This is a genomic window from Enterobacter sp. 120016, from assembly GCF_018383635.1.
GTDB classification, from domain to species: Bacteria; Pseudomonadota; Gammaproteobacteria; order Enterobacterales; family Enterobacteriaceae; genus Enterobacter; species Enterobacter asburiae_D.
Genome location: NZ_JAHAWC010000006.1, coordinates 205,748 through 217,237 on the forward strand (window position 1 = coordinate 205,748; position 11,490 = coordinate 217,237).

Annotated in this window: 11 protein-coding genes and 1 other RNA gene; 3 read left to right on the plus strand and 9 right to left on the minus strand. The window is 57.9% G+C overall.

What is annotated here, in order from left to right; genetic code table 11:
* Positions 1-8: 8 nt before the first annotated feature.
* The 3 genes from KIF87_RS11550 to yczE form a co-directional block, all read right to left on the minus strand.
* The gene (locus tag KIF87_RS11550; protein ID WP_213328811.1) at positions 9-3,098 is read right to left on the minus strand and encodes a beta-galactosidase; all 3,090 of its coding nucleotides are present in this window, start codon (positions 3,096-3,098) and stop codon (positions 9-11) included.
* Between the two features lie 103 nt (positions 3,099-3,201).
* Positions 3,202-4,272, minus strand: a complete 1,071-nt coding sequence (locus KIF87_RS11555) for a LacI family DNA-binding transcriptional regulator (protein WP_213328812.1) — start codon at positions 4,270-4,272, stop codon at positions 3,202-3,204.
* 76 nt (positions 4,273-4,348) lie between these two features.
* Complete coding sequence (gene yczE / locus KIF87_RS11560) at positions 4,349-4,960, minus strand: membrane protein YczE (RefSeq protein ID WP_213328813.1); 612 nt, start codon at positions 4,958-4,960, stop codon at positions 4,349-4,351.
* Positions 4,961-5,046: 86 nt separating this feature from the next.
* On the opposite strand from yczE, the gene yczR reads away from it, so the two are divergent.
* Positions 5,047-6,468 (plus strand): MocR-like transcription factor YczR, encoded by a 1,422-nt coding sequence (gene yczR, locus KIF87_RS11565; RefSeq protein WP_213328814.1) that lies wholly within the window; start codon positions 5,047-5,049, stop codon positions 6,466-6,468.
* A gap of 83 nt (positions 6,469-6,551) precedes the next feature.
* Here the strand turns inward: yczR and KIF87_RS11570 are convergent, their stop codons facing one another.
* From KIF87_RS11570 to ffs, 3 genes are all read right to left on the minus strand, one after another.
* Positions 6,552-6,767 carry a hypothetical protein gene (locus tag KIF87_RS11570; RefSeq protein ID WP_023334722.1) on the minus strand — a complete coding sequence of 72 codons (216 nt, stop codon included), beginning with the start codon at positions 6,765-6,767 and terminating at the stop codon, positions 6,552-6,554.
* The gene (locus KIF87_RS11575; protein ID WP_023310587.1) at positions 6,764-7,015 is read right to left on the minus strand and encodes a hypothetical protein; all 252 of its coding nucleotides are present in this window, start codon (positions 7,013-7,015) and stop codon (positions 6,764-6,766) included. The genes KIF87_RS11570 and KIF87_RS11575 overlap by 4 nt, the downstream gene beginning before the upstream one ends.
* Before the next feature lie 261 nt (positions 7,016-7,276).
* Positions 7,277-7,373, minus strand: an RNA gene (gene ffs, locus KIF87_RS11580) — signal recognition particle sRNA small type.
* Between the two features lie 170 nt (positions 7,374-7,543).
* Here ffs and KIF87_RS11585 point away from each other — a divergent pair.
* On the plus strand, positions 7,544-7,855 hold the full coding sequence (locus tag KIF87_RS11585; protein ID WP_213328815.1) for an MGMT family protein: 312 nt from the start codon (positions 7,544-7,546) through the stop codon (positions 7,853-7,855).
* A gap of 33 nt (positions 7,856-7,888) precedes the next feature.
* On the opposite strand, the gene KIF87_RS11590 is transcribed toward KIF87_RS11585, so the two are convergent.
* Positions 7,889-8,416 (minus strand): YbaY family lipoprotein, encoded by a 528-nt coding sequence (locus tag KIF87_RS11590; protein ID WP_029741632.1) that lies wholly within the window; start codon positions 8,414-8,416, stop codon positions 7,889-7,891.
* 200 nt (positions 8,417-8,616) lie between these two features.
* Here KIF87_RS11590 and tesB point away from each other — a divergent pair, with 200 nt between their 5' ends.
* Positions 8,617-9,477: an acyl-CoA thioesterase II gene (gene tesB / locus KIF87_RS11595; protein WP_121425586.1), complete on the plus strand. Its 861-nt coding sequence runs from the start codon at positions 8,617-8,619 to the stop codon at positions 9,475-9,477.
* Positions 9,478-9,763: 286 nt separating this feature from the next.
* Here tesB and amtB read toward each other — a convergent pair whose 3' ends face one another.
* A complete protein-coding gene (amtB, locus tag KIF87_RS11600; protein ID WP_063144758.1) occupies positions 9,764-11,053 on the minus strand; it encodes an ammonium transporter AmtB in 1,290 nt (429 codons plus the stop codon).
* A 35-nt stretch (positions 11,054-11,088) separates the two neighbouring features.
* Positions 11,089-11,427: a P-II family nitrogen regulator gene (gene glnK, locus KIF87_RS11605; RefSeq protein WP_008503304.1), complete on the minus strand. Its 339-nt coding sequence runs from the start codon at positions 11,425-11,427 to the stop codon at positions 11,089-11,091.
* Between the last annotated feature and the right edge of the window lie 63 nt (positions 11,428-11,490).

Below are 11,490 nucleotides of genomic sequence, written 5' to 3' on the forward strand. Positions count from 1 at the left end.
CTGGGCGGTTAAGGGTTCTGCTGCCAGCTGAAGGTATAGCGAAGCTGACGTGTCTGCAGGATGAATTCCGGCGAGACGCTGGGGCTCCAGGAGTCGTCGCCGCCCACGCCCATATGGAATGCATCGAGGTTGAGCCAGCATCCCGGCTCTTCCCGCAGCAGGTGATGATGGGTTGTCTCTCGCAGCTGCTGCTGGCTATAGCGGCTCACCGAGAAATGGAAATGGCCGTTCAGCTGATGCGCACCCAGCATCAGTTTGCGGGTATTGCAGCGCAAACCATTTTCCGTCGGGAAGATATACGGCGTGTGCATGGCCTCGAGAGGTAACGTCCAGCGCCCCTGCTGCGCCGCCAGCTTTCTGTCCGGGTAGTTTTCATGCGGCCCCAGCCCCAGCCAGTGAACGTTTTCCGGCGTTTCGGCGAGATGAACGCTCAGGCCAATCCGCGCAGGCTCAGGGATATCAGACGCGATGTTGACCTGAATATCGCCATGCAGAGCGCCCCGATCGTCTACGCGCCAGACTTTACGACTCAGGAACAGCGCCTTGCCGCGATACTCAAGGACATGCTGGGTTGTGACCACCACTTCGCCTGCGTGCTGCTCAGCCTCACAGTGCAGCACGCGCGGGTTGAGATCGTACATGCCCGCCGCTTTCCAGCGTTCAACCCAGGCATTCGGATCGATCTGCGTCGCTTCGCTCACGCCAATGTCGTTGTCCAGCGGCGCGCGGCTGACGTTATCCGTCAGAGGTGAAAGCAGCGTTTCAACGCCATTTCGCCACCATTGGGTCAGGTTTCCGGATGCGCGATCGAACTGCCAGCGCTGTTGGCGATGGTTGACCTCCAGGATGCGATCGCTTTGCGTTAACACCGGCGGCTCGCCCGCCGCGGCTGGCGGAGCAATAAAGAGCGGAGCCGGAAGCGGCCACTGCTCCCACGCGCAGCGATGGCCTGCCGGTGACCACGGCGTTGCCCGCGGCTGACGTACTTCAACGTTCAGCCAGACCTCACCCGGCCCGGCGTTCAGCTCCGGCAGGGCGATCTCCAGACGCTGAGTGCCTTCAGGCGTCATCGCCAGCGTCACCTCGCCTGCAGCGAGCACGTCCCCGTCGCGGGCAACCGTCCAGTTCAGCACTTCGTTATCGGTGTGGCGGAACAGGTAGCCGCTTTGCACCTCAATCACCAGCGGCGAGGTGCCGATCCGCGTAAAGGTAAAGAACTGCTGGGCGCGCTGCGCCTCGTACAGCGCCGGGTGCGGCGTGCGATCGGGGAACACCAGCCCGTTAAGACAGAACTGCCGGTCGTTCGGCTTATCGCCAAAATCTCCGCCGTACGCCCAGAACGTATTGCCATCGTCGTCCCGTTTCGTCAGGGCCTGATCGACCCAGTCCCAGACAAACCCACCCTGCAGGCGAGGATGGCTGCGAAACGCCTGCCAGTATTTTGCAAACCCACCGAAGCTATTTCCCATCGCGTGGGCGTATTCACAGAGGATCAGCGGACGCGTTTCGTCCGGCATGCCGATCCATTTCTTGATTGACCATTTAGGCACTGCCGGGAACGGCTGATCCCGATCGACCCGGGCGTACATAGGACAAACAATATCGGTCGCCGCCGTGTTCGCGCCGCCGCCTTCATACTGCACAGGCCGCGTCGGATCGGTGGTTTTCAGCCAGCGGTACAGCGCATCGTGATTCGCGCCGTGGCCCGACTCATTGCCCAGGGACCAGATGATAATTGAGGGGTGATTACGATCGCGCTGCACCATGCGGGTCACGCGCTCGCTCATGGCGGGCAGCCAGCGCGGATCGTCAGCAAGACGGCTCATCGGTACCATGCCGTGCGTTTCGATATTGGCTTCGTCAACGACGTACAGCCCGTAGCGATCGCAAAGCCGGTACCACAGCGGATGGTTCGGGTAGTGCGAGCAGCGCACGGCGTTGAAATTGTGCTGCTTCATGATTTCGATATCGCGACGCATCGTCGCTTCGTCCATTACCTGGCCGTTTTCCGGGTGATGCTCGTGCCGGTTAACCCCGCGGATCAGCAGCGGTTTACCGTTGAGCTTCAGCAGGCCATTGCTGATGTCAACGCGGCGGAAGCCCACGTCGCACGCCTCTATCTCCAGCACCTCACCCTGCGGGTTAAGAAGCGCCATCGTCAGGCGATACAGCTCCGGCGTTTCAGCGCTCCAGAGTGCGGGCTGATCGACGGGGATCGTTGCGGTTAGCCGCTCGGCCCAGCTGCCGCGCTCGTCAACAATGGCAGAGCCTGGCCGTTGGGTGGTACTGGCACAGCGCTCACCGTTGCGCCACAGCGTTATCGCCACGTCGCACTCCGCGTAGTCAGCGCCTGCCAGCGTGACATCCACCTTCAGCACCGCGCGGTCCAGCTCCGCATTCAGATCCGTCACGACGTGATAATCGGCAATCTGCGTCTTGGGTTTATGCAGCAAGGTCACATCGCGGAAGATGCCGCTCATGCGCCACATGTCCTGATCTTCCAGATAGCTGCCGTCGCACCAGCGCAATACCATAACCGCCAGGCGGTTCTGCCCGGGGCGTAATGCCGCCGAGAGGTCAAATTCCGCGGGCAACCGGCTGTCCTGGGAATAGCCTATCCACTGCCCGTTGCACCACAGATGAAACGCCGAGTTAATGCCGTCAAAGATGATGCGGGTCTGCCCGCTCTGAAGCCAGGCGTCATTCACCTCAAATGTGAGCGAGTAACAGCCGGTCGGGTTTTCCTGCGGCACAAAAGGTGGGTTAACGGGGATGGGATAAGTGACATTGGTATAGATGGGCGTGTCGAACCCCTGCATCTGCCAGTTAGACGGCACGGGCATCGCAACGGCATCCGCGCAATCTTCGGTTACCCATGACTGAGGAACCTGCTCCGGCGCGGTAAAATAGCTAAACCGCCATAGCCCGTTGAGAGTTTGCCTGCTGGCGGATCCGGCGTCATCTCTGGCCGAAGGCTCATTGCGCCAGCTGTGCAACGGCGCGTGTGCGGCCAGACGGTTCCACTGGGTAACTACGGGGTTTTCCCAGTCCCGACGGGCCAGGAGGGCGCTGAGGGTCAGCGAGGGAGTGTCAGACATGTTAACCTCTTTGCGAAGCGCTCACAATTTTGGTTAACATGCCCTGGCACCCTGCGACGGTAAAGCACTCAATCGCAGGGTAGCGAGTCAGATCACAAAAGTCTTATTTGCGGGCAAGCTGCTCGGCCAGGAGTGCCAGGCTTCTGAGCTGCTGCGCCAGATCCTCGCGTTCGGCCTGCTGCGGCGCGCGGCGGGCGCTGGAATGACGGGTAACCAGCGTCACCGGCTGCTGAACCTGCCAGCACGCCTCGTCCCCGGAGGGCTCAAGCAGCCACTCCACGCTGCGTTCGCCCGCCTCGCGAAACGCCTGCCGAATGGTCGTCAGCGGCGGAGAAAACCAGGCGCTGTCAGCCGTATCGTCGAACCCAACCACCGATATCTGGCCCGGAACCGCTACCCCTTTTTCCGCGCAGGCGCGCATCACCCCGAGCGCCATTTGATCGTTCGCCACCAGAATCGCGTCCGGTAATGTCGCCGCAGACAACAGCAGATGTCCCTTCTCATATCCGCTGGCCGCGCTCCAGTCACCGCAGGCCACCGCAGCGGCTTCAAGCCCCGCGAATGCCAGAGCGGCTTTCCATCCCGCCAGGCGTGCCCGTGCAGAGACCGAGCTTTCCGGCCCGCTCAGCAGAGCAATGCGCTGATGTCCCAGCGACAGCAGATGCTCAACGCCCAGATGCGCCCCCTGCTCTGCGTTAAACACGAGGCTGTGTACCTGCGCTGAGGGTGATACATCGAGAAACAGCACCGGAACAGGCGACGCCAGCGCCCTGAGCTCTTCGGCGTGCGGATCGTCCAGCGGCACATTCACCAGCAGCGCCTCCACCCGCTGTGCCAGCAGCGCCTGAAGCGCGGCCTGACACTGCCGGGGTTGCTCCACCATGGAGATAAGGACGCTCGCCCCCTGTTCCGCCGCGCGCGATTTTACCGCCGACACAATTTGTGAAGGCGCGTGCAGGGCCAGGTCGGTAGTGATGAGGCCCAGCGTACGGGTGCGTTTACCCGCCAGCTGCTGTGCCCGAAGGTTTGGAACGTAGTGCAGCTCCGCCATCGCCAGCTGCACCTTTTCTCGCGTGCGGGCAGACACATGTTCCGCGTTGTTAATGACGCGGGAAACGGTTTGATAAGAAACCCCCGCAAGGAGGGCGACATCATAGAGAGTGATAGCTTTCATGCATTCTGGCATCGCGTTTATCGTGCCCCTATTCTGGCACAGCGACGCCGTTAAAACATGTGAGCGCTTCGCAAAATTAAACAACCCGCTCCGGCTGGGGTATTTCCTCAATGCGCGGCTTCTGGCGGAACCAGGGCAGACAGAGCTGAATAAGCGGGCCAATGGTCAGGGCATACAGTACGGTTCCCACCCCAAACGTGCCGCCAAGCACGCACCCAATCAGCAGGACGGAGACTTCAATTGAGGTGCGCACGCTGCGAATGGACCACCCCAGACGGGCATGAATGCCGGTCATCAGGCCGTCGCGCGGGCCGGGCCCGAAACCGGCACCGATGTACATGCTGGTCGCAATCGCGTTCATCACGATGCCCGACACCAGGAAAGCGATTCGAACGGGTAACGAATCCAGTTCCGGGATAAGCGCCATGCTGGCGTCCGCGGCCAGACCGATACAAATCACGTTACTGATCGTGCCAAGGCCCGGCATCTGACGCAGCGGGATCCACAGCAGCAGCACCGCAGCACCGACTAAAATAATTACCGTCCCGATAGTCATCCCCAGCTGCATCCCCACCCCAAGGTGAAAAACATCCCAGGGATCGACACCCAAATCGGAACGAATAAACATCGCGGTGGAAAGGCCATACAGTCCTAAACCGACATAGAGTTGTAGCAGACGACGTACCATTTTTATCTTCTCCAGTGAACCAGGCTTTCATCCTGACCTAAAATGGCACTATGATTAATGTCCAGTTTTCAAATAGTGGACTGCATATGTCATCACGTCGCTTCGGAAGCCAGTCTCTGGTACGCCTTTTAGGCCACTGGCAGCAAGCCTCATCCCGCACCCCGCTCTGGCGACAGCTGGCCGACGCGCTGCGTCTGTTAATCCTTGATGGGCGTCTGGCTTTGAATACGCGTCTCCCGGGCGAGCGTGAGCTGGCCTCCGCGCTGGACGTGAGCCGGACCACCATCAGCAGCGCCCTCGCCCACCTGCGAGAAGAGGGTTATCTTGAAAGCCGCCACGGCAGCGGGTCACGCGTGCTCCTTCCGGATACGCGCGCCGTTCCCACCCTTTCAGCGGCAAGTGCCGCACTGGATCTCTCCACTGCCGCTCTCAATGCCGGGCCGGAGATCCATCAGGCCTATGCCCATGCGCTCACGGCCATTACGCAGCATCTCTCGCTGACGGGCTACGATCAGCTAGGGCTGCCGACGCTGCGGGAGGCCATCGCTGCGCGCTATACCGCGCGGGGTCTTCCCACCCGCGCAGACGAAGTGATGGTGGTCAATGGCGCCGTCAGCGGCTTTGCGCTGGTCCTGCGGATGATGACCGGGCCGGGGGACCGCGTCGTGGTCGATCACCCCACCTATCCGCTGGCGATTGCCGCTATTCAGGGCGCGCAGTGTCGGCCCGTGGGGGTATCGCTGCCGGAAACCGGCTGGGATACGGATGGCTTCGCGGCAACGCTTGCCCAGACGGCGCCGCGCCTGGCGTATCTGATGCCTGATTTTCATAACCCCACCGGGCGCTGTATGGATATCGCCACCCGTCGGGCCATCACGGATATCGCGGCCCAAACCCGCACGGCGCTGGTGGTGGATGAAACGATGGTGGATCTCTGGTTTGATGCGCCTCCCCCGCCTCCGCTGGCCGCCTTTAACCCGCAGGCCACCGTCATCACCTTAGGCTCTGCCGGAAAAAGCTTCTGGGGAGGGCTGCGCCTCGGCTGGATCCGCGCCTCCTCGCGCACTATCGCCACGCTTGCCCAGACGCGGGATACCCTGGATTTAGGCTCGCCGCTGCTGGAACAGCTGGCGATGGAGTGGCTCATTAACAACAGCGAGACGTTTCTGCCCTCGCGCCGGAAGATGCTGGCGGAACGACGCGATCGATGCGGTGAACTGTTGCGCGAACATTTCCCGGACTGGAAATTTCATGAAGCGGAAGGCGGGCTCTCTTACTGGATAGAGCTCCCGGGCATGCTGGCGACACAGCTTGCCGCGCGGGCGGAGATTCTGGGAATCAACCTGGGGACCGGTACGCGGTTTGGTTTATCTGGCGCGTTTGACCGCTATTTACGGATGCCCTTCTCGCTCGAATCGACAGAGCTTGAGCAGGCGTTGCTGAGGATCAAACCGCTATGGCTCGCCCTGAATAAAAACGTGCCATCGTTAAAACGCAGCGTGATCTAATATTAAAATTTTTGAAGCAGATCATAAAAAATAAAAACTGCTGACTGTCACGAAGGCAGTCAGCAGTTTTCACCGGTCAGAATTTAATGCTGAGCAGGAATAGGAAAACCTTTCAGTGAAATAACGAAGCTTTCACCGTCTTTCTTTATTTTTGCGCCGGTATCACACCAGTCAGACGCAATACGAAAGAACTCATCACTTCCGACATTCCAGCCAAGACGTACATGCTTCACGTAGCCTGAACGCAACAGATCGCAGGCCTCTTTGTAGTCACTGGCAGTTGACAGTTGTTGTTTCATTTTCTCTTCTTCAGAAGTTTACGTAGAGCTTTGATTTCTTTAGGAGTAAAAGGAGAAACACTCTCTTCTTCCGTATGCTGATTATCAATATCCTCTTCCGATACTCCCGCCTCTTCTACTGCTTCGAACGCCAGCAGCAGCAGTTTCTCTGTCGTCACGCTTAAATTCTCGTTATTGACTTCCGCATAGTGGCGAAGCCTTTCTTTTAGCGCGTCATCAATCTTAACGTTTAATACCGCTGTAGCCATGTTTGTCACTTCCCTTCGGAACAAGTACTTTATTTAATACACGAAGTTAACAATGTTATCCAGATATATATTTTTTTGAGTTATGGAAGAAAATAACCGTCCAATTATAAAATGACAGTCTATTATTACAGGTTTATGACAATAATATTTCAGTACAATGAAATATATATTACACGATATAGGCACAATCTTATTGTGGAATAGCGATTCAAGTGGAGAGGTGAAGCTGGAAGATTCTATGAGGGCAGAAATGGGTGGGGGCCCTGCCAGCTACATCCCGGCACACACGTCGTCTGCCCTGGCTGCTTCCTTCCGGACCTGACCTGGTGAACAGAGTAGCGTTGCGGGAGAACCAACAGAGCCCCCATTGAGAGCGTTGATAACCAACGCGCTGGCGCATTATCCCTGTGCTAAGGCCCAATTGCAAGCGACCAGGAACCGGATGCTGGTTTCTTGCGCAAACAGGCGCAGCAATCATGAAGATCTTCGTTTACCATAGCTTTCCAGAAACTCCCCACAGGTGAAGGTATGGACGAACACGACTCCTTTCCACAGCGCGTATGGCAAATCGTGGCCTCAATCCCGGAAGGCTACGTCACCACCTATGGTGATATCGCACGTCTGGCGGGTTCCCCGCGCGCGGCGCGACAGGTTGGCGGCGTCCTGAAACGGCTTCCGGAAGGAAGTACGTTGCCCTGGCATCGGGTGGTGAATCGTCATGGCGTCATTTCGCTCACCGGGCCGGATCTCCAGCGTCAGCGTCAGGCGTTACTTTCAGAAGGGGTGCAGGTGTCAGGGTCGGGTCAGATCGATTTGCAGAAATTTCGCTGGGTATATTGACCCCTCTCCCGGAGGAGAGGGGCAATGCAAACATTACATCTGAGTCGGTGGGGTTGGCAGGGACGGCTGATTGGTCTGCGGTGCGACCGGTACTTCGGTCTGCTGCACCGGCACCAGGTTCAGGTCGACTTTAGTCCCGCCGTTGTTAATCGCTTCCTGGACCGTATCGGTGATAAAGACCAGCTTACCGTTGATGGTTACCGCTGCGCTCAGCAGGATACGGGCGTTAGGCTGCACGTCCGACGGGTTATACGGCAACACGAAGCTAAACGGCGCCTGCTTGCCTTCAGTACGAACGGCGCGCTGAGCCACGACTTTCGACGGCGCGTCGGCCAGAGAAGCATCAGACAGCGTCACGGTTAATACCGCATCCGGCGGCAGCGCAACTTTCTGTTTAATCCAGATGGTACCGGAAACGTTAGGCTGCTGAATGGATTGCTGCGAAAGGGTATTAATCCCGTTCGGGTCTGCTGCTGGCACTGGCACCTGGGCGCTCTTACCGGCACAGGCGGACAACGCCACCGCAATAGCTACACCACTTAGCATGGGCACGAGTTTCATCGAAGTCTCCTTATCAATGCACCAGCGGGATCGATCCCATCCGATGTCGTTTCAATCACATAACGTATTTAAGTGTGGCACAGATCACCGATTTATGCCTGAAAACGTGCCGATATTCAGATTATTCTACCCATCGGACCACTTTCATTTCTGCGTTATACTCTGCCTATCTTTCGCTACGGCGTTTATTGAGGACAACTATGAGTCAGGCACTGAACAATCTGCTGACATTACTGAATCTGGAAAAAATTGAGGAAGGACTCTTTCGCGGACAGAGCGAAGATCTCGGCTTACGCCAGGTCTTCGGGGGGCAAGTCGTTGGACAAGCGCTGTACGCTGCAAAGGAGACTGTCCCGGCAGACCGTCTGGTGCATTCGTTCCACAGCTATTTCTTACGCCCTGGCGATAGCGCGAAACCAATCGTGTATGACGTTGAGGTCCTGAGAGACGGCAACAGCTTCAGCGCTCGCCGCGTAGCGGCCATTCAGAACGGCAAGCCGATCTTTTACATGACCGCCTCTTTCCAGGCGCCGGAACCCGGCTACGAGCATCAAAAAGTGATGCCGCCGGCACCCGCGCCAGACGATCTCAAATCAGAGACCGACATTGCCCGTGCGCTGGCGCATCTGCTTCCGCCGCAGGTCAAAGAGAAGTTTCTCTGCGATAAACCGCTGGAGATCCGCCCGGTAGAGTTCCATAACCCGATGAAAGGTCACCCCGCCGAGCCGAAGCGCCAGGTCTGGATCCGAGCTAACGGCACCGTGGCTGAGGACTTCCGCGTTCATCAGTATCTGCTGGGCTATGCGTCAGATTTCAACTTCCTGCCGGTGGCGCTGCAGCCGCACGGCGTCGGGTTCCTTGAAAAAGGGATGCAGGTCGCGACGATCGATCACTCCATGTGGTTCCACCGTCCCTTCAACATGAATGAGTGGCTGCTCTACAGCGTGGAGAGTACGTCAGCGTCAAGCGCTCGCGGGTTTGTGCGCGGGGAGTTTTATACCCAGGACGGCGTGCTGGTGGCTTCTACGGTGCAGGAAGGGGTGATGCGTAACAGAGGTTGATGTTGTGCGGCCTGATGCCCTCACCCTGACCCTCTCCCACGGGGAGAGGGAATACACATTAAAAACGGCAACCATAGGTTGCCGTTTTGCTTTTACCTTGTGCGGCCTGATGCCCTCACCCTGACCCTCTCCCACAGGGAGAGGGAATACACATTAAAAACGGCAACCTAAGGTTGCCGTTTTGCTTTTACCTTGTGCGGCCTGATGCCCTCACCCTGACCCTCTCCCACGGGGAGAGGGAATACACACTAAAAACGGCAACCTAAGGTTGCCGTTTTGCTGTTTATTACGCGTTATACGCATTCTCGCCGTGGCTGTTGACGTCCAGACCTTCGCGTTCCTGCTCTTCAGGGACACGCAGACCGACCGTCATGTCCGCCAGTTTGTAGCCAATGAAAGCGACAACGGCAGACCATACAACGGTGAGAGCAATACTTTCCAGCTGTACCAGCAGCTGATGAACCATGGTGACGCCTTCAGCGTAACCTACACCGCCCAGCGATTTGGCAGCGAAGATACCGGTCATGATACAGCCGACGATGCCGCACACGCCGTGCACGCCAAACACATCGCATGGGTCGTCAACGCGCAGCACGCGTTTCAGTGCGGTAACGCCCCACAGACCCGCCAGACCTGACACCAGGCCGACCAGCAGCGCGCCGCCTACGCCGACATAACCACACGCCGGGGTGATGCCAACCAGACCGGCAATGGCACCCGAACAGGCCCCCAGCAGAGAAGGTTTACCGCGTACCGCCCACTCGCCAAACACCCAGGAGAGGATTGCACCCGCCGTGGCCACAACGGTGTTCACGAAGGCCAGCGCGGCGATTTCGTTTGCTGCACTCGCTGAGCCGGCGTTGAAGCCAAACCAGCCAAAGTAGAGGATAGCCGTACCGGTAAAGACCATCGGCAGGTTGTGCGGTTTAAACGCTTCTTTACCAAAGCCCACGCGTTTTCCAATCAGGTATGCGCCAACCAGACCCGCTACCGCGGCGTTGATGTGTACAACGGTACCGCCCGCGAAGTCCAGCGCACCGTGCGTTGCCAGCAGACCACCACCCCAGACCATGTGCGCAATCGGCACATAGGAGAGCGTCAGCCAGACCACCACGAAGATCAGGACGGCAGAGAAACGAATACGCTCGGCGAGCGCGCCCACAATCAGCCCGACGGTAATACAGGCGAAGGAGCCCTGGAACGCAACGTGGATATACTGATAGAAACTGCCCATCAGCGCGGTCAGCTCAATATTTTTCAGCATCACCCAGTCGAAGTTACCAAAGAACGCGTTGCCCGTGCCGAACGCCAGCGAGTAACCGTAAACCACCCACAGCACGCAGACCAGTGCGAACGTCACGGCAACCTGCGTCAGCATGGAGAGAACGTTTTTGCCACGGATCAGGCCGCCGTAGAACAGCGCAATGCCCGGAATGGACATGAACAGCACCAGCGCGGTGCTGATCATCATAAAGGCGTTATCGGCTTTGTCGACCACCGCAGGGGTAGCAGCCAGCGCCAGGCCCGGCAGCAGTGCCAGCGAACCCAGACCCGTTTTGAGTGTTGCTATCTTCATTTTCTCGATCCCTATCACTGTGTGCCAGGAGTTACTTACAGAGCCGCTTCGTCAGATTCGCCGGTACGAATGCGAATGACGCGCTGCAGTTCGGCAACGAAAATTTTGCCGTCGCCAATTTTGCCGGTATAGGCCGCTTTGCTAATGACATCAATAACTTCATCAAGCTGATCGTCAGCAATTGCGACATCAATTTTTACTTTTGGCAGGAAGTTAACGCTGTATTCCGCCCCGCGATAAAGCTCGGCATGACCCTTCTGACGACCAAAGCCTTTCACTTCGGTGACAGTCAGTCCCTGAATACCCATTGAAGACAACGCTTCACGCACGTCTTCGAGTTTGAATGGTTTGATTACAACCGTAACCAGCTTCATAGATCCCCTCCAGTCAGAATTCGGTAATGGCCGTAGCTTACGCAGAAGGTATTGCAAGGGGTG